The following is an 18,256-nucleotide window of genomic DNA, read 5'->3' on the forward strand; positions in this document are numbered from 1 at the left end:
GATGAAAAAGCGACATTTCTTGGCTGAATTCATCGACCCCATTCATATGTCCAACACCCGGCTGCCCTCTTTCAAGTTCCTCATCGGCTTCGAGGCGGCGGCGCGCCTGGGCAACTACTCGCGCGCGGCGGAAGAGCTGTTCGTCTCGCAGTCCGCCGTCAGCCACCAGATCTCGCAGCTGGAGCAGCAGGTCGGCCAGCCGCTGTTCCGGCGCAAGGGGCGCGGCGTGGAGCTGACGGTGGCGGGCAGCCTGCTGCTGGACAGCGTGGGCAAGTCGCTCGAGCACATCCGCAACGGGCTGGCCCGCATCGAGACCTACATGGACGACCGGCTCGTCACGCTGGTGTGTCCCGCGCCCGTGGCCACCGGCTGGCTGCAGCCGCGGGTCGACCGGCTGCTGCAGGCGCACCCCGACCTGTGCCCGATCATCTCGGTCGACGAGAGCGCGCGCTTCATCGACGAGCTCGACGTGGACATCGCCATCACCCGCGCGCCGCTGCGGCAAGAGGGCGTGTTCGAGGTGCCGCTGCTCACCGACGAACTCGTGGCCGTCGGCCCGCCCACGCAGAAAGAGGAAGACAACCTCGGCCTGCTGTGCCTCGAAGAAGACCTCACGAGCGACCGCATCGGCCCCTTCATCCGCGCGCATTTCGGCGGCCTGCGCAAGGCCGCGATCTACGACGACCCGCGCCTGGTGCTCGACGCGGCCTTGCGCGGCCGGGGCATCGCGCTGGTGTCGCGGCTGCTGGCCGACGACGCCTTGCGCACGGGGCAATTGCGGCAGTTGCCGGACAGCCCGAGCCTGCCGTTGGGCACCCTCTGGATCGCGTGCGCCGAGGGCCCGTCACGCCTGCCGCTGGTGCGGGAGGTGTTCGACAGCCTGCGGCGGTTTGCGCAGGAAGACGCTGGCGATATGAGCCAGATCGATCAATCCCTTTAAAAGACATCAATTGTGTAGATGGATAGGCGTCGACAGAATTCGGGGCTTCCTAGAACTTAGTAATAACCCTGATTCCAATGACAACGCGACGCACTCTTCTGGGCCTGGGCGGCCTGGGCCTTTTCGGTGGACTCGTGACCGCCTGTGGCGGCGGCGGTGGTGGGAGCGGCAGCGGCATGCTGCCGCCCTTCCCCGTGCCCATGCCAACCCCTTCGCCTGCACCGGCCCCGGCACCTGCGTCCGGCTGGCGCATGCCCGACGAAGGCGACGCCCACCGCGCCGTGTGGATGGCCTTCGCGGCGCGCGAATCCATCTGGACGGCCGAGATGCGCCAGCCGGTGTTCCAGGCGCTGGCGCGCATCGCCAATGCCATCAGCGTCTACGAACCGGTCAAGATGCTGGTGAGCCCCGCGGATGCTTCCACGGCCCGCCAACTGTGCGGCTCCAACGTGCACCTGATCGAACACGCCATCGACGACCTCTGGATGCGCGACACCGGCTGCGTCTTCGTGCGCAACGCCCGTGGCGAGCGCGCCGCCGTGAGCTTCAACTTCAACGGCTGGGGCAACCAGCAGGCCCATGCACGCGACGCCACGGTGGCCGCGCGCATGGCCGAACTCACGGGCGTGCCGCTGCTGCGCAGCAGCCTCGTGATGGAAGGCGGCGGCATCGAGGTCGATGGCCAGGGCACGGCGATCATCACGGAGAGCTGCGTGCTCAACAAGAACCGCAACCCGGGCGTCAGCAAGGCCGACGCGGAGGCCGAGCTCAAGCGCATGCTGGGGCTGGACAAGATCATCTGGCTGCCAGGCATCGCGGGCCGCGACATCACCGACGGCCACACCGACTTCTACGCACGCTTTCTCAAGCCCGGCGTGGTCGTGGCGGCGCTGGACACCGACCCGAAATCGTACGACCACGCCGTGACACACCGCCACCTGGAACTGCTGACCGGCGCCACCGACGCGCGCGGGCGCCCCCTGCAGATCGTCACGCTGAAGACGCCGAGCCAGGTGCGCCCCACCTTTGCGCGCAAGGAGTTCGCGGCCGGCTACGTCAACTTCTTCCTCACCGACAAGGCGGTGTTCCTGCCCGAGTTCGGCGACGCCGTGGCCGACAGCGCGGCCCGCGCGGCGCTGGCCGCGCACCTGCCCAGCCATCAGATCGTGCAGCTGGACATCGACGCCATCGCCGCGGGCGGCGGCGGCATCCACTGCACGACGCAACAGGAACCGGCGTGATGCCGCGCCCCCTCCCCTGACTCCGGAGACCGACATGCACCTTCCCCTGACCCGCCGCCGCCTGCTGCACGGCATGGGCCTGGCGCCCCTGGCCTCGTTGGGCCTGGTCGCCACGGCCACGGCCGCAGCACCCGACACCTGGCACATGCCCGACGAGGGCGACGCGCACCGCGCCACCTGGATGTCCTTCGGCCCCAGCGAACGCGTCTGGGGGCGGCGCCTGCTGAAGCCGGCGCGTGAGCACCTGGCGCAGATCGCCCGCACCATCGCCGCCTTCGAGCCCGTGCACCTGCTGGTGCGCGAGCAGGAGCACGACCTGGCCGCGCGGCTGTGCGGCAACCGCGTGACGCTCGAGGTGCAGCCGGTAGACGACCTCTGGATGCGCGACACCGGCCCCGTGTTCGTGCGCAACGGCGCGGGCGAATGGGCGGGCATCGATTTCAACTTCAACGGCTGGGGCAACAAGCAGTCGCATGCGCGCGATGCCGAAGTGGCCGAGTACGTGACCGACGCCGCCGAGGTGCAGCGCCTGCGCACGCGGCTCGTGCTCGAAGGCGGCGGCATCGAGGTCGACGGCGCGGGCACGGCGATCATCACCGAGAGCTGCGTGCTCAACCCCAACCGCAACCCCGGCCTGCGCAAGGAAGCCTGCGAGGCCGAACTCAAGCGCCTGCTGGGCCTGCGCAAGATCATCTGGCTGCCCGGCATCGCGGGCCGCGACATCACCGACGGCCACACCGATTTCTATGCGCGCTTTGCCGCGCCGGGCGTGGTGGTCGCGGGCCTGGACGACGACCCCGACTCCTACGACCACGCCGTGACCCGGCGCCACCTGGAGATCCTGCGCCAGGCCACCGATGCGCGCGGCCAGCGCCTGCGCGTGGAAGTGCTGCGCGGCCCGGAGACGGTGCGCAGCACCTACGAGTCGGACGAGTTCGCGGCGGGCTACATCAACTTCTATGTCTGCAACGGCGCCGTCATTGCGCCGCAGTTCGGCGATGCGCGCGCCGACGGCAACGCCCGCGCGCTGCTGCGCGAGCTGTTTCCCAAGCGTGAGGTGGTGCAGCTCGACATCGATGGCATTGCCGCCGGCGGCGGCGGCATCCACTGCACGACGCAGCAGCAGCCGCGCTGATGCGTTGCGGCGCTGACTAGCGCGGCCGCCCGAGCATGCCCGCGCGCCGCGCCGCGATCACGGCCTGCGTGCGGCTGGTCACGCCGAGCGCGCCGAAGATCGCCGAGATGTGCGCCTTGATCGTCTTCTCGCTGGTGGCCAGGCGCAGCGCGATCTCGGCGTTGCGCAGCCCTTCGCACAGCAGCTGCAGCACCTCGGCCTGCCGCGCCGTGAGCGTGCTCAGCACGTCGGTGGGCGTCGACAGCACGGGTAGCGACGCACCGCCCGCCGGCGAGGCCTGCACCACGTTCTGCTCGCCCGCCATGACGCGGCGCAGCGCGTCCATGAGCTGCTGGCTGTCGGCCGACTTGTGCACGAAGCCCTGCGCGCCGGCGTCGAGCGCGGTGTCGATGTCCTGCGGGTCTTCGGAGGCCGACAGCACCAGGATGCGCAGGCCGCCGCGCCGCCGGTGCAGCTCGGCCAGCAGGGCCGCACCGCCGAGGTCGGGCAGGTAGTAGTCGGTCATCACCGCGTCGAGCCGGGGCAAGGTGGCGAGCGCCTCGAGCGCTTCGGCGCCGTTGCGGGCCGTGGCGACGGTCATCGTCGGCTCGGCTTCGCGCAGCGCGAGGAACAGGCCTTCGCGAAACATCGCGTGGTCGTCGATCAACAGGATGGTGGCGGGCATCCTTCGATTCTGGCGGCAACCGGCGTCGAACCCCACGGTTCCCCGTGGGTGCCGGAGGAAACCCGCCGGGTATCGCCCTCAGCGGTCGGCAGGCGGACGGCGCGCCGCCGCCGTGCGCGAGCCCGGCCGGGGCGACATGCGCGATGCCGCGCGACGGTGGCGCAGCACGCGCGACCCTCGGCGCCCTTGCAGTGCCGACGGCGGTGCCTGCCGGTGGGCCTCGAAGCGCGCTTCCTTCTGCTTCAGGTAGTGCATGAGCACGTGCGACACCATGTTCAGCCCGATGGTGCCGAACGCCGCCGGAAAGATGTACAGCGCGATCGACAGCTCCGACGAGAAGACGAGGTCGTCCGCCAGCGAGGGCGTGGCCTGTGCCAGCCGCGCCAGTGCGCGCAGCAGGAAGATGTCCGCGCCCGCCAGCGCGATCAGCAGCAGGCCGAAGGCCAGCACGGTGGTCTTGGAGAACTCGCGCCGCACGAACAGCGTGACGAAGATCGCGGCGGGCAGCACCAGCGAGCACAGCACCAGCCCCCAGAAGCGGACCTCGGTGAATATCGTCGCGTCTGAAAGCAGGTGCATGGGCAGAGCGTTGAGGGTGGGCAGCGGGTCGGCCGCTCCGAAGGCGCATTGGGCCACGGGCGGCGCGTTGCAATTTGTCCGCTGGGTGAAGCATCGGTAAAGCCACTTGGGGGGCGCTCACGGCAGGGGAAACCCGTGGGGCCCGACCCCGGGGACGCTGGCCACAATACCGGTGCGCGCATCGGCGCAGGGCGCCCCAACATCCAACGACAAGAAGGACCAGAAGCCATGGCGGAATTCGACTACGTGATCGTGGGCGGCGGCTCGGGCGGCGCCACGCTGGCCTCGCGCTTGAGCGAGGACCCGTCGGTGACGGTCTGCCTCATCGAGGCCGGCGGCGACGGCCGCGGCATCCTCGTGCGGGCGCCGGCCGCCGTGGTCGCGATGCTGCCGGGCCGTCCGCGCATCAACAACTACGCCTACCAGACCGTGCCGCAGCCCGGCCTCAACGGGCGGCGCGGCTACCAGCCGCGCGGGCGCTGCCTGGGCGGTTCCAGCGCGATCAACGCCATGCTCTACGTGCGCGGCCACCGCGAGGACTACGACGACTGGGCACACGCGGGCTGCGCCGGCTGGAGCTTCGACGAGGTGCTGCCGCACTTCCTGCGCGCCGAAGGCAACCAGCGCGGCGCCAGCGCGTTGCACGGCGCCGACGGCCCGCTGCAGGTGTCGGAGCAGCAAAGCCCGCGCGCCATCAGCGAGGCCTTCGTGCGCGCCGCCGCCGAGTGCGGCATCGCGCGCAACGACGACTTCAACGGCTCCGAGCAGGAAGGCGCGGGGCTCTACCAGGTGACGCAGTTCCACGGCGGCGCGAAGAACGGCGAGCGCTGCTCGGCCGCCGCGGCCTACCTGCACCCGGTGATGGACCAGCGCCCCAACCTCTCGGTAATGACCGGCACGCAGGCCCTGCGCGTGGTGCTCGAAGACCGGCGCGCGGTGGGCGTCGAGGTGCGGCGCGGCGGCAACGTCGAAACCATTCGCGCGCGCCGCGAGGTGGCGCTGTGCGGCGGCGCCTTCAACTCGCCGCAGCTGCTGATGCTCTCGGGCATCGGCGACCCCGACGAGCTCGCGCGCCACGGCATCGCCGTGCGGCACGCGCTGCGCGGCGTGGGGCAGAACCTGCAGGACCACTGCGACTTCATCGTCGCCTACAAGTCCAAGCAGACCGACATGTTCGGCATCGGCCCGGTCGGCGGGCTGCACCTGCTCAAGGCCATCAACCAGTGGCGCCGCGACGGCACGGGCCTGGTCGCCACGCCGTTCGCGGAAGGCGGCGCCTTCATCAAGTCGTCGCCCGAGCTGCGCCGGCCCGACCTGCAGCTGCACTTCGTGATCGCGATCACCGACGACCATGCGCGCAAGCTGCACGCGGGCTTCGGCTTCTCGTGCCATGTGTGCGTGCTGCGCCCCAAGGGCCGGGGCGACGTGCGGCTGAACGACCCCAGCCCCGACTCGGCGCCGCGCATCGACCCGCGCTTCCTGGCCGACCCGGAAGACATGGCGCTGCTGCTGCAGGGCGTGAAGAAGACGCGCGAGATCATGCGCGCGCCCGCGCTCGAAAAAAATACCGCCACCGCGAGGTCTACACCGCCGACGCCCACACCGACGCGCAGCTCGAAGCGCACATCCGCGCGCGCGCCGACACCATCTACCACCCGGTGGGCACCTGCAAGATGGGCGTGGATGCGATGGCGGTGGTCGACCCGCAGCTGCGCGTGCACGGCATCGCGGGCCTGCGCGTGGTCGATGCCTCGGTGATGCCGACGCTGATCGGCGGCAACACCAACGCGCCGACGATCATGATCGCGGAGCGCGCGGCCGGCTGGATGCGCGGGCCGGCCTCCTTCGCGGAACCCGCTACGGCAGTGCCGTCGATGAGCCTCGCACCATGAGTTCACCGGGCAGCAGCAGCTGACGCGGCGCCGCGTCGAGCCCGCGCAGGCGCTCGATGAGGCAGGTGGCGGCGGCGCGGCCGATCTCGTCGGTCGGCTGCGCCACGGTGCTCAGGCCCGGTCCGATGAGCGAGGCCCATTCGGGATCGTCGAAGCCCACGAAGCCCAGGTCGGCGCCGAAGCGCCAGTCGAGCCGCGCCATGGCCTGCGCCACGCGCAGCGTGACCACGGCATTGCCCGCGACCACCGCGGCGCGACGGCCCCGTTTGGCGCGCTGGCGCAGCGCGCGCAGGGCCTCGTCGAGCGCATCGTTCTCGCCCTCGACCGATTCGAAGACCTCGCCCGCCACGCGCGGCTCGTGCGCGGCCACGCAGGCCCCGAAGGCGGCCGTGCGCTCGCGCCGCGAGCTCACGCCCTTCTGCGGCTCGGTGACGTACAGCAGCTCGCGATAGCCGCCTTCGACCAGATGGCCGCAGGTGTCGCGCATGGCGGCGTGGTTGTCGAGCGAGACGAAATCGGTGTGCATGCCCGTGTGCCGGCGGTCGACCAGCACCGCCGGCTTGCCGTGCAGCGTGACCGCATCGACCACGTTGCTGCCGCGCCCCAGCGTGTTGAGGATGAAGCCGTCGACCTGGTAGCCCGCCAGCGCATTGATGGCCTCGCGCTCGCGCTCGCTCTCGTTGCCGAGGTTGAACAGCATCACGAGGTAGCCGGCGTCCTGGCAGGCCTTCTCGGCGCCGCGCAGCACGGCCACCGAGTACGGGTTGGTGATGTCGGCCACGATCAGGCCGATGAGCCGCGAGCGGCCGTGGCTCAGCGCCTGCGCCATCGGGCTGGGCGAGTACGCCAGCTTGGCGATGGCGGCCTCGACGCGCGCGGCGATGTCGGGGCTCAGCAGGCGCTCGCGGTGGTTCAAAAAGCGCGAGACGGTGGCCTTGGAGACGCCCGCGGCTTCGGCGACGTCGGCGATGGTGGCGCGGCCTGTGGGCTTCATGTCAGGCGGCGGCGGTGTCGTAGGGCGCCGTGGGCTTCTGCCCGGCCAGCACCTGCAGCAGGTTGGTCGTGGCCAGCGCGGCCATCGCGTGGCGCGTCTCGTGCGTGGCCGAGCCGATGTGCGGCAGCGGCGTCACGCGCGGGTGCGTGCGCAGCGGCGAATCGGCCGGCAGCGGCTCCTTCGCGAACACGTCGAGGCCGGCGGCACGCAAGGTGCCATGGTCGAGCGCGTCGAGCAGCGCGGCTTCGTTCACGGTGGCACCACGGCCGCCGTTGATGAACGACGCGCCCGGCTTCATGCGCGCGAAGAAAGCGGCGTCGATCATGCCGCGCGTGGCGTCGGTCAGCGGCAGCATCGCGAGCACGATGTCGGCGCGCGCGAGCAGCTGGTCCAGCGGCGTGTGCGTGGCGCGGCCCTGCAGCTCGGGCGCCTGCGCGGCCAGGTCGACCGGGCGGCGCGCGTGGTACAGCACCGGCATGCCGAAGCCCAGCGCGGCGCGGCGCGCCACGGCCTGGCCGATGCGGCCGAACCCGAGGATGCCCAGCGTCTTGCCGTGCACGTCGGTGCCGAAGAACTCCTCGCCGATGTTCTTGGTCCAGCGGCCTTCGCGCACCATCGTCGACAGCTCGACCACGCGCCGCTGCGTGGCCATGAGGATCGCGAACACCGTGTCGGCCACCGTCTCGGTGAGCACGTCGGGCGTGTGGCACAGCAGGATGCCGCGCTTGTGCAGTTCGGCCAGCGGGTAGTTGTCGACGCCGACCGACACGCTCGAAATCACTTCGAGCTGCGGCGCCGCATCGAGCAGCGCGGCATCGACCGGGTGGCTGGAGCCGATCAGGCCGTGCGCGGTGGCGAGCGCAGCGGCAAAGGCCTCGGGCTCCTTGCGCGGATCGGCCACGGTGACGTGGTGCACCGACTGCAGGCGCGCGAGCTGATCCTCGGGCAGCGGCCGGAACACCAGCACGTTCTTCGTCGTCATCACAGTCCCGCTTCTTCGAGTTGCGCCCGCGTCGGCAGGCCTTCGGTGTCACCGAGCACCTGCACGGCGCGCGCGCCGATCCAGGCGCCGCGGCGCACCGCGTCGGGCACGCTGCGACCTTCGAGCAATGCGCTCACCACGCCGGCCGCAAAGCCGTCGCCCGCGCCCACGGTGTCGATCACTTCCTTCACCGGGAAGCCGTCGACATGGCCGGTGCCGGCCACGTCGCTGTCGTAGTAGGCGCCGGCCGCGCCGAGCTTGACGACGACCAGCTTCGCGCCGCGCTCGCGGTAGAACTTCGCCACGTCTTCGGGCTTGTCGTGGCCCGTGAGCAGCAGGCCTTCTTCGATGCCGGGCAGCACCCAGTCGGCGCGCGACGCGAGTTCGTTCACCCAGTGGCGCATCGTTTCGGTGGACGACCACAGCGTGGGCCGCAGGTTGGTGTCGAACGAGATGGTGCGGCCGGCCGCGCGCATCACGTCCATCGACTTGAGCGCGGCCTGCAGGCTGGTCTCGGAGATGGCGGCGAACACGCCGGTGGCGTGCAGGTGGCGCGCCGAGCGCAGCCAGGCTTCGTCGACATCGGCCGGGCCCATGTGGCTGGCGGCCGAGCCCTTGCGGTGGTATTCGATCGGCGGGTCGCTGCCGTCGGTGACGCGGCCCTTGAACTGGAAGCCGGTGCGTTGCGTCGCGTCGGTGATCACGTGCGAGCAGTCGATGCCTTCGGCGCGCATCGCGGCCAGCAGTGCGCGGCCCATGGAGTCGGTGCCCAGGCGGCTGGCCCAGCCGACCTTCAGGCCCAGGCGCGACAGGCCGATGGCCACGTTGGTCTCGGCGCCGGCGGTGCGCTTGTGGAACGACTGGGCGTCTTCCAGCGGACCGGGCCGGTCGGCCACGAGCAGCAGCATGGCTTCGCCGAACAAGGCGACATCGAAAGCGGTGGGTTCCGTCATGTGTGAATCCCTACGCCCGTGCGGCGCGGATGAAGTCGATCTGCGTGCGGGTGACGGCCAGCAGGTCGTCGCCCACCAGAGGGTATTCGATGGCGTGCGGCACGTCGGCCGGCAGTGCGCGCAGCACCGCGCGCCATGGCGCGACGGAATCGCCCAGCGGCACCGCCACCCACTTGTGCGGCAGGCGCTGCGCGCCCTTGCAATGCACGTAGCGCACGCGGTGGCCGAGCGCCTGCGCGGCCTGCAGCGGACACTCGCCCAGCCAGTGCCAGTTGCCCATGTCGAAGGTCATGCCCAGCGGCACGCCGGCGCGGTCGGCCACGTCGAAGAAGGTCTGCAGCGCGGCCAGCGTGCCGGCGCGCACGGTCTGGTCGTTCTCGATGAGCAGCTCGACGCGCGTTTCGGCCAGCGCGACCTTCAGGCCCCAGAGCGAACCGTGCGACGAGGGCTGGAAATCGCCGATGGCCATCTTGAGCCGCTTCGCGCCCACGCGCGTGGCGGCGGCGATGCCGCGTTGCAGCGCGGCGCTGTCGAGCCAGCCGCCTTCGGCCCACAGGCCCTCGGGGCTGGAATACACCGAAGCCAGGCCGTCGAGCGCAGGCAGTTCGGCCTCGGCGTCGCGCAGCATCTCGCCGCGCACTTCCACCGAATCGGCCCCCGCCGCGCGCGAGAGTTGCGAGCACCAGAGCTGGCCGTGCCGCCCCACCTCGGCCGCACCGAAGGACGACAGAGAAATCAGGACTTCGAAGGCCATCAGTGGGCTTGGTGCGAGCTGAGAATTTGCCCGAGGAACTGGCGCGTGCGCTCGTCCTTGGGGTTGCCGAAGAACTCCTGCGGCGGTGCCTGCTCGACGATCTTGCCGTCGGCCATGAAGATCACGCGGTCGGCCACGCTGCGGGCAAAGCCCATTTCGTGCGTCACGCACAGCATGGTCATGCCGTCTTCGGCCAGGCCGATCATGGTGTCGAGCACTTCCTTGACCATCTCGGGGTCGAGCGCGGAGGTGGGCTCGTCGAACAGCATGATCTTGGGCGACATGCACAGCGCGCGCGCAATCGCCACGCGCTGCTGCTGGCCGCCCGAGAGCTGGCTCGGGTACTTCTTGGCCTGCTCGGGAATGCGCACGCGCGTGAGGTACTTCATGGCCACCTCTTCCGCCTGCGCCTTGGTCATGCCGCGCGAGCGCATCGGCGCCAGCGTGCAGTTCTCGAGGATGGTGAGGTGCGGGAACAGGTTGAACTGCTGGAACACCATGCCGACTTCGGCACGCACCGCGTCGACGTTCTTGCCGCCCGCGGTGAGGTCGATGCCGTCGACCACGATGCGGCCCTTTTGCACCGTCTCGAGCCGGTTGATGCAGCGGATGAGCGTCGACTTGCCCGAGCCCGAGGGCCCGCAGATCACGATGCGCTCGCCCTGGCGCACCGACAGGTCGATGCCGGTCAACACCTGGAATTCACCGTACCACTTGTTGACCGCTTCCATGCGGATGATCGATTCCGTCGTCATGCCAGGATTCCTTCTTCTTCAGCCGCGGGAGCTCACTGCATCTTGGGCAGGTCGGCCTGCAGCCACTTCTGGTAGAGCTTGTTCAGCTCGCCGTTGGCGGTGTTCTTCTGCACGAATTCGTTCACGGCCTTATGCAGCTCTTCCTGGCCCGGACGCATCGCGATGCCCATCGACTGCTGCACCAGCGTGAACTTGTTTTCGAAGGTGTTGGCCGGCACGCGCTTGGCGATCTGCGCCGCGACGGTGACCGAGCAGCCGATCGCATCGACCTGCCCCGAGATCAGCGCCTGCATGGCCGAGGCGTCGTCGTCGAAGCGGCGGATTTCCGTGCCTTCGGGCGCGGCCTTGGTCACGGCCACGTCTTGCGTCGACGCGCGGGCCACGCCCACGCGCAGGCCCTTCAGGTCGCCTGCGGCCTTGATGGAGGTCTTGGTCGCGCCGTACAGCACGATGGTCGCGGCCGCGTAGGGCTGCGAGAACTGCACCTGCTTGGCGCGCTCGGGCGTCACGGCCAGCGAAGCCACCAGCAGGTCGACCTTGTTGGTCAGCAGGAACGGAATGCGGTTCGGGCCAGTGACCGGCACGATGTTGGCCTTGACGCCCCAGTCTTTCGCCAGCAGCTTGGCCACGTCGGCGTCGTAGCCGTCGGGCTGGTTCCTGGCGTCGGTGGTGCCGTAGGGCGGGAAGTCGACCAGCATGCCGATGGTGATCTCGCCCTTCTTCTTGATGTCGGCCACGCTTTGCGCCGAAGCGAAGGGAGCGAACACGGTCAGCGCGGCGCCGAGGCCCAGGGCTGCGATGGCAGCGCGGCGGGTGGTGGTAACGGTCATTGGATGTGTCTCCTGAATAAAGAAAGGAAGCGACGAGAAAGGAAAAGCGAAAAGGGTCAACGTGCGAGCGCCTGGGCGCGCTTGCGCTCCATGCGCGCCGCGAGCAGCGACAGCGGCCAGCAGATCACGAAGTAGATGGCGGCCACCACCGAGAACACGATGAGCGGCTGGAAGGTGGCGTTGTTGACGATCTGTCCGGCGCGCGTGACCTCGACGAAACCGATGATGGCCGCGAGCGACGTGCCCTTGATGATCTGCACCAGGTAGCCCACCGTGGGCGCCAGCGCGATCTTGAAGGCCTGCGGCAGCACCACGTCGCGCATGCGCGCCACGTAGTGCAGGTTCAGCGCCTGCGCCGCCTCCCACTGGCCGCGCGGAATGGCCTGGATGCAGCCGCGCCAGATTTCGCCCAGGAAGGCCGCGCTGTTCAGGACCAGCGCCACGCCCGCGGCGACCCACGGGTTGATGTCCAGCCCGAGCACCGGCGCGCCAAAGAACACCAGGAACAGCTGCAGCAGCAGCGGCGTGCCCTGGAAGATCTGGATGAAGGTGGTCGACACGGCGCGCGCCCACGTCGATTCCGACGTGCGCATCAGCGCGATGAGCAGCCCCAGGATCGCGCCGCCGACGAAGGCAATGGCCGACAGCGCCAGCGTCCACTGGGCCGCTTCGAGGATGAAAAGGAATTCGGGGAAACCGAAGGTGCGCATGGTGTGTGCTCCGTCCGTCGTGGTCAGTTACCGGCGGTCCGGGTAGTTGAGCGTGCGCTTGTAGATCAGCTTGAACATGGCCGAAAAAGCCAGTGCCAGCGCGAGGTAGATGGCCGCGACCACGATGTAGATCTCGAAGCTGCGGAAGGTCTGCGACTGCAGGTTGGCGGCCACCGAGGTCAGGTCGTCGGCGGAGATGACCGAGACCACGGCCGAGCTCAGCATCAGCAAAATGAACTGGCTCGTGAGCGCCGGGTAGATGGCCTTCAACGCGGGCTTGATGATCACGAAGCGGAAGATCTCCCAGGGCTTGAGGTTGAGCGCGCGGCCCGCCTCGATCTGGCCCTTGGGAATCGACTCGATGCCCGCGCGGATGATTTCCGTGGCGTAGGCGCCCAGGTTCACCACCATCGCCACCAGCGCAGCCGTCTGCGGCGACCAGCGCAGGCCGATGGCCGGCAGTGCGAAGAAGAAGAAAAACAGCTGCACGAGGAACGGCGTGTTGCGGATCACCTCGATGTAGGCATTGACGAGGAAGCGCAGCCAGCCCGGCCCCGAGGTCTTGCCCCAGGCACAGAAGATGGCCACCACCAGCCCCAGCAAGGTGGCGGTGAGCGAGAGCTGCACCGTGATCCACGTGCCCTTGAGCAGCAGCGGCCAGGCGGCAAAGACGGCGTCGAATTGGAACTGGTAGTTCATGGCGGAGCGTGCACGGCCAGGCCGTGCACAGACCCTGAAAGGAATGCTTGCAGCTTAAATGAAACCGGTTTCAGGCCTAGCTAGGGATTCCCCTAGGTGGGCGTTTTGCCCTACCCGCCTGCCTACACTGGCGCGATGCCGACCCCCCACGCGGACCCCACTTCTTCCCCGGCAGGCACCCCGGCCACCGGCCCCGTCGTGCAGCATTTCCGGCAGGCGCTGCTCTGGCCCTTGCGCCTCGTGCCGGCGCCCGGCGCGGCGCCCACGCACCACGGCCCCTGGCACGTGCTGCGCGACATGGGCGAGGCCTCGCCCTGGCGCGAAGAGGTCGACGAATACACCGGCGACAGCGGCCGCTTCCACGAGCGCCACTACAACGAGTTCGTGAGCTTCCTGCCCTACGTGCAACGCTTTTTGTACGGCGAAGGCCGATCGCGCGGCAGCACCGACGGCACAGGCAGCGACGGCGATTCGCCGATGCGCGTGTTCCGCCGCCGCGACATCGCGTCCGTGCGGCTGGTGGCGCACCCCGACGAGGCGCCGATCACGCTCGACGTGATTCACTGCGACCTGTACTTCTTCTTCGACATCGATGTGGTGCTGCTCAACCTCGAGGTCGGCACCGACCACCTGAGCCTGGCGCAGGCGCAGGACATCCTCTACCGCTTCGGCCGCGCCTACCCTTCGGGCTGGGAGCCCGACGGCGCCGCCCTGCACTGCATGGCCAGCGTCGAGTGGCTGGACGCCGACGGTCGCGTGCTCGCCGCCTCCGACGCGCAGCAGCGCGACGCCTTCCTGTCGCACGTGGCCCAACACCGCGCGCCGCGCATCGCAGCGCACTGGGCCTACCTGATGCAGCCGCTGGTGAGCGACCATTCGGACGACCCCGGCGTGCTGCGCTACCGCCAGATCGAGTACTACCGCATGCCGGTGATGGCCTACCTGTCGATGGACGATCCGCGCCGCCTCACGCGCGACGACTTCGTGCGGCTCGCGCTGGTCACCGGCGCGGGCGGGGCCGATGCCCACCTGCCCTACGCCGAGCACCACCTGGCCGACTTCGAGCACAAGTACTGCTACGACCGCTTCTGGGTGAACACGGGCGCGGCGCCCAACACGCGTTACCTGTGCAACGGCCACGCCCTCGTCGTGGTGGGCGACGCGCGCTCCGAGTTCTTCTGCTGCCGCGACCGCGGCGTGCTCGCGCAGTTCAGGCACCAGCACTTCCTGCTGTTCCTCATCGCGCACTTCCAGAAGGCCTCGCTGCTGATGTTCTCGGACCAGCTGGTCGAGGCGCTCAAGAAGCTCGACATCCGCAGCACGCCGAGCGTGAAGCAGTTCAAGCGCGCCATCCGCGCGAGCTTCGAGCGCTTTCTTCGCTTCACGCACCGCTACTGGTTCCACGAGATTTCGGAGCAGGCGCAGGTGCGCGCGCTCTCGCACATGTGCGCCGCGCACCTCGGGCTCGATCCGCTGTACGACGAGGTCAAGTCGCGCATCGCCGACATGAACACCTACCTCGATGCCGACAGCCTGCGCCGGCAGGCCAGCACCGTGGTGCGGCTCACGGTGGTCACGCTGTTCGGCCTCATCGGCACCGTCACCACCGGCTTCCTCGGGATGAACCTGCTGGCCGAAGCCGACGCGCCGCTGTGGCGCAAGGCGATCTGGTTCGGCGTGGTGTTCGTGTTCACCACCTGGCTCACGATCTACACGATGGTGAAGTCGCAGCGGCTGTCGGACTTCATCGATGCGCTGTCGAACGACCGGCTGAGTTTTCGCGGCAAGCTGGCTGCGCTGGCGCGGGTGTGGCGGGCGGGGGCGGACTGATCAGGGCGACGCTCCCGCCGACGCGGTACCTTGCTCCGCGAATGTCCCCCGCCCTTCGGGCTCCTCCTTGATTTCGCTGCGCAAGGCACCGCATCGACGTGATCGTCATCAGTGCGGTCGTTGATCGGCCAGCACCAGCAGCGCGTCCAGTGCGCAGGACACTGGGTGCTTCCCGCAGCGAAATCAAGGAGGAGGCCGCAGGCCGGGGGACATTCGCGGAGGGAAGTACCCGGTGGCCTGTGCACGCACCCCGAACTAAGATCACCGCCCTCACAAAGAAGCCACGCATGCGCATCGCCCTCGTCTCCGACATCCACGGAAACCTCCCCGCACTGAAAGCCGTCGTCGAAGACATCGCACGCCGCAACGTGGATGCCACCGTCAACCTCGGCGACAGCCTCTCAGGCCCGCTGATGCCGCTGGAGACTGCGCAGTTCCTGATGGCGCAGGACTGGGCCCAACTCGCCGGCAACCACGAACGGCAACTGCTCACGTTGCCGACCTCCGGCCAGCGCGGCGAGTCCGACGCCTTCGCACACGCCCGACTCGGCGAGGCAGAGTTCGCATGGATCGCCTCGCTCACGCCGTGCCTGCGTTTCAGCCCTGAAGTGCTGCTGTGCCACGGCACGCCCGACAGCGACCTCACCTACTTCCTCGAAACGGTCGAGCCCACGCAACTGCGCATGGCCACTGCGGCGGAGATCGATGCGCGCCTCGGCACAGTGGAAGCCGGCACGGAACTGGTCGCCTGCGGCCACACGCACCTGCCGCGCGTGATGCACGCATCCAACGGCATCTTCATCGTCAACCCGGGCAGCGTCGGCCTGCAGGCCTATGGCGACGCGCATCCGCATCCGCACCACGTGGAGACCGGTTCACCCGATGCGCGCTACGCGCTGGTCGAACGGCACGACCACGGGCAGTGGACCTGCACGCTGGTCACCGTGCCCTACGATCACACGGCCATGGCGGCACTGGCTGCTGCCAATGGGCGTGCGGACTGGGCCCACGCACTGGCCACCGGACGCATGCCCTAGCGCCAGATCAATCGCCGAAAGCGATGTCCGCGCTGTCGACCGCGCGGATCGGCACGCCGAAGCTCGTGATGTCCGACAGCGTCGCGTTGTGGTGCGCGCGGATGAAGGCGCCCTTGGCATGCGGCTTGTCGTGCGAGGTGTGGGCGTCGGCCGCCAGCACCACCTCGTAGCCCAGTGCGGCGGCGCGGCGCACGGTGGTGTCCACGCAGAACTCCGACGAGTAGCCGCAGACCACCACGCGCCGCACGCCCTGCCCCGACAGCCAGGCCTCGAGCGGCGTGCGCAGGAACGAGTCGGGCGTGGTCTTGCGCAGGCGCGCGTCCGCCGGTGTCACCTGCAAGGCATCGGCCAGCTGCCAGCGCTCGGAATCGAACTCCAGGTCGATGGCGTTCTCGTGCTGGACGAAGGCCACCGGCACGCCGGCCGCGCGGGCCCGCGCCGTGAGCGCGTTGATGCGGCCGATGACCGCTTCGGCCTCGTACGGCCGGGGCGGATCGTCGCAAAGGCCGCGCTGCATGTCGATGACGAGGATGGCAGTTTTCATGGCGATGAAGGGCGGAAGCCGTGGATCGCCGCAGTATGCCGCCGGCCCGCGGATTGCCCCCGCTCGCCGAATGTTTCTGTCGCTGAAACCATTGAAAAGCCAACTCCCGCTAGTCTCGCGCCTCAAGACCAACACACACGCAGAGGGCTTTCCCATGGCTGACGAATCGGATTCGCAAGGCGCTTATTTACCCCGGCTGCTGCGCCGCAGCGCGGTGCTCGCCACGGCGGGCTGCGCGTTCGTGGCCGGCTGCAGCAGCGCCGGCGGCGGGGAAACGCGCTACGACAACTCGCCGCAGTTCAAGGGCGGCGTGTTCCAGAACATGCCCAACCCCGAGCTGCAGCCCGCCGCCAGCACCTGGCGCATCTGGTCGCGCTTCATCGTCGGCAGCAAGGTCGACACCGTGCCGGTCGACCCCATTCCGGTGCGCGCCCTGACGCCCCGGGCGCTCGACGCGCTCGCGGCCGACGCCAACCACGTGGTGCGCCTGGGCCACTCGTCGCACCTGCTCAAGCTCAAGGGCAAGTACTGGCTCATCGACCCCGTGTTCAGCGAGCGCGTCTCGCCCTTCACCTGGGTCGGGCCGAAGCGTTTTCACAAGCCGCCGATCCAGCTGGAGCAGCTGCCGCCGATCGAGGCCGTGATCCTTTCGCACGACCACTACGACCACCTCGATGTGGCCACCATCGAGTACCTCGCCACGCGCGTGCAGCGCTACTTCGTGCCGCTGGGCGTGCGCGCCCGGCTCGTCGAGATGGGCGTGCCCGCCGAGCGCGTGACCGAGCTCGACTGGTGGCAGGGCGGCGAGCATGCGGGCGTGAAGCTCACCGCCACGCCCGCGCAGCATTTCTCGGGCCGCGCGGTCACGCTGACCGACCGCGACCGCACGCTGTGGGCCTCGTGGGTGGTGCAAAGCGGCGACCAGCGCATCTTCTACAGCGGCGACTCGGGCTACTTCCCCGGCTTCAAGCAGATCGGCGAACGCTTCGGCGGCTTCGACCTGGCGCTGATGGAAAACGGTGCCTACGACGCCTACTGGCCCGGCGTGCACATGACGCCCGAGCAGAGCGTGCAGGCCTTCGAAGACCTGCGCGGCAAGGTGCTCTATTCGGTGCACAACAGCACCTTCGACCTGGCCTTCCACACCTGGCACGACCCGCTGGACCGCATCGCCGACCTGGCGCAGGCGAAGAAGATCGACCTGGCCACGCCGGTGATCGGCGAAGTGCTCACGGTGGGCCAGGCGCGCACCAACGTGCGTTGGTGGGCCGGGCTGAAGTAAGGAGCGCACCGTCCACGCGGCGGTGTGTATTTCAAATGTTGCTCGCCACTTTTGGAAGGTTTACAGACAGTTAACCAGCGGCCGGTTCAATCGCCGTGTCGCCGCGACGAATCCCTCACCGGACGCCGATCGCGGACGACACCGTCATCTGCAAGGCAGCAGCCACAGGGAGCAAGGTGATCACAAGAAGAACCGGCAAGAAAGGAGGCGGCATTCCCGCCATCTCGACGCGCGCCCCGAGGCGCCGCCTGGCGCGCATCGCCAGGGGTTTCGCCGCGGGGCGCGTGCTGGCATCGATCGCGGGCGCAGGGGCCGTCGCACCCCCGATGCGCCGCACATCGGCCTGATCGTCAGCGACCCGGGCAACCTCTTCTTCCTCCAGGTCTGACACTGCCGCCGCCTACGCTGCCGACCCGCGACAACATCGGCACCGAC

18 protein-coding genes and 1 pseudogene are annotated in these 18,256 nt (G+C 69.2%); 7 read left to right on the forward strand and 12 right to left on the reverse strand.

The features are described from left to right. Positions 1 to 46: 46 nt before the first annotated feature. From FFI97_RS11245 to FFI97_RS11255, 3 genes are all read left to right on the forward strand, one after another. Positions 47 to 940 (forward strand): LysR family transcriptional regulator, encoded by an 894-nt coding sequence (locus FFI97_RS11245; protein WP_139703133.1) that lies wholly within the window; start codon positions 47 to 49, stop codon positions 938 to 940. 77 nt (positions 941 to 1,017) lie between these two features. Next, positions 1,018 to 2,181, forward strand: a complete 1,164-nt coding sequence (locus FFI97_RS11250; protein WP_313906271.1) for an agmatine deiminase family protein — start codon at positions 1,018 to 1,020, stop codon at positions 2,179 to 2,181. Positions 2,182 to 2,215: 34 nt separating this feature from the next. Continuing rightward, a complete protein-coding gene (locus FFI97_RS11255) occupies positions 2,216 to 3,316 on the forward strand; it encodes an agmatine/peptidylarginine deiminase (protein ID WP_139703136.1) in 1,101 nt (366 codons plus the stop codon). A gap of 16 nt (positions 3,317 to 3,332) precedes the next feature. Here the strand turns inward: FFI97_RS11255 and FFI97_RS11260 are convergent, their stop codons facing one another. Next, complete coding sequence (locus FFI97_RS11260) at positions 3,333 to 3,980, reverse strand: response regulator transcription factor (protein ID WP_139703137.1); 648 nt, start codon at positions 3,978 to 3,980, stop codon at positions 3,333 to 3,335. 78 nt (positions 3,981 to 4,058) lie between these two features. After that, positions 4,059 to 4,559, reverse strand: coding sequence for a hypothetical protein (locus FFI97_RS11265; protein WP_260684967.1), 501 nt, complete (start codon positions 4,557 to 4,559; stop codon positions 4,059 to 4,061). A gap of 228 nt (positions 4,560 to 4,787) precedes the next feature. Here FFI97_RS11265 and FFI97_RS11270 point away from each other — a divergent pair. Then, positions 4,788 to 6,451: pseudogene (locus FFI97_RS11270) on the forward strand (GMC family oxidoreductase). Here the strand turns inward: FFI97_RS11270 and FFI97_RS11275 are convergent. Genes FFI97_RS11275 through FFI97_RS11310 form a run of 8 tightly spaced genes read right to left on the reverse strand, consistent with a single transcriptional unit; the run spans position 6,417 to position 13,128 of the window. After that, positions 6,417 to 7,445, reverse strand: a complete 1,029-nt coding sequence (locus FFI97_RS11275) for a LacI family DNA-binding transcriptional regulator (RefSeq protein WP_062474737.1) — start codon at positions 7,443 to 7,445, stop codon at positions 6,417 to 6,419. The pseudogene FFI97_RS11270 and the gene FFI97_RS11275 overlap by 35 nt on opposite strands. 1 nt (position 7,446) lies before the next feature. Next, entirely contained in the window at positions 7,447 to 8,427 is a 981-nt protein-coding gene (locus FFI97_RS11280) for a 2-hydroxyacid dehydrogenase (RefSeq protein WP_139706986.1), read from the reverse strand. Beyond that, positions 8,427 to 9,380, reverse strand: coding sequence for a sugar kinase (locus FFI97_RS11285; protein ID WP_095744765.1), 954 nt, complete (start codon positions 9,378 to 9,380; stop codon positions 8,427 to 8,429). Before FFI97_RS11285 ends, FFI97_RS11280 begins: the two co-directional genes overlap by 1 nt. 10 nt (positions 9,381 to 9,390) lie before the next feature. Further along, entirely contained in the window at positions 9,391 to 10,134 is a 744-nt protein-coding gene (locus tag FFI97_RS11290; protein WP_139705575.1) for a sugar phosphate isomerase/epimerase family protein, read from the reverse strand. Next, on the reverse strand, positions 10,134 to 10,889 hold the full coding sequence (locus FFI97_RS11295) for an amino acid ABC transporter ATP-binding protein (RefSeq protein WP_056583293.1): 756 nt from the start codon (positions 10,887 to 10,889) through the stop codon (positions 10,134 to 10,136). Before FFI97_RS11295 ends, FFI97_RS11290 begins: the two co-directional genes overlap by 1 nt. A 32-nt stretch (positions 10,890 to 10,921) precedes the next feature. Next, positions 10,922 to 11,719 (reverse strand): transporter substrate-binding domain-containing protein, encoded by a 798-nt coding sequence (locus tag FFI97_RS11300; protein ID WP_139705577.1) that lies wholly within the window; start codon positions 11,717 to 11,719, stop codon positions 10,922 to 10,924. Between the two features lie 56 nt (positions 11,720 to 11,775). Next, entirely contained in the window at positions 11,776 to 12,429 is a 654-nt protein-coding gene (locus FFI97_RS11305; RefSeq protein ID WP_062474720.1) for an amino acid ABC transporter permease, read from the reverse strand. Between the two features lie 27 nt (positions 12,430 to 12,456). Beyond that, entirely contained in the window at positions 12,457 to 13,128 is a 672-nt protein-coding gene (locus FFI97_RS11310) for an amino acid ABC transporter permease (RefSeq protein ID WP_139705579.1), read from the reverse strand. A 135-nt stretch (positions 13,129 to 13,263) separates the two neighbouring features. Between FFI97_RS11310 and FFI97_RS11315 the strand changes: the two genes are divergently transcribed. Both FFI97_RS11315 and FFI97_RS11320 read left to right on the forward strand, forming a co-directional pair. Further along, a complete protein-coding gene (locus FFI97_RS11315) occupies positions 13,264 to 14,958 on the forward strand; it encodes a hypothetical protein (protein ID WP_139705580.1) in 1,695 nt (564 codons plus the stop codon). A 287-nt stretch (positions 14,959 to 15,245) separates the two neighbouring features. Then, a complete protein-coding gene (locus FFI97_RS11320; protein ID WP_139705582.1) occupies positions 15,246 to 15,995 on the forward strand; it encodes a metallophosphoesterase family protein in 750 nt (249 codons plus the stop codon). Between the two features lie 7 nt (positions 15,996 to 16,002). Here FFI97_RS11320 and FFI97_RS11325 read toward each other — a convergent pair whose 3' ends face one another. Then, positions 16,003 to 16,539, reverse strand: a complete 537-nt coding sequence (locus FFI97_RS11325; RefSeq protein ID WP_070059506.1) for a cysteine hydrolase family protein — start codon at positions 16,537 to 16,539, stop codon at positions 16,003 to 16,005. 154 nt (positions 16,540 to 16,693) lie between these two features. Here FFI97_RS11325 and FFI97_RS11330 point away from each other — a divergent pair, with 154 nt between their 5' ends. After that, positions 16,694 to 17,821 carry an MBL fold metallo-hydrolase gene (locus FFI97_RS11330; protein ID WP_139705584.1) on the forward strand — a complete coding sequence of 376 codons (1,128 nt, stop codon included), beginning with the start codon at positions 16,694 to 16,696 and terminating at the stop codon, positions 17,819 to 17,821. A 115-nt stretch (positions 17,822 to 17,936) separates the two neighbouring features. Here the strand turns inward: FFI97_RS11330 and FFI97_RS11335 are convergent, their stop codons facing one another. Next, entirely contained in the window at positions 17,937 to 18,212 is a 276-nt protein-coding gene (locus FFI97_RS11335) for a hypothetical protein (RefSeq protein WP_139705586.1), read from the reverse strand. Positions 18,213 to 18,256 lie beyond the last annotated feature (44 nt).

It is taken from the genome of Variovorax sp. KBS0712 (genome assembly GCF_006323185.2).
Taxonomy (GTDB): Bacteria; Pseudomonadota; Gammaproteobacteria; order Burkholderiales; family Burkholderiaceae_C; genus Variovorax; species Variovorax boronicumulans.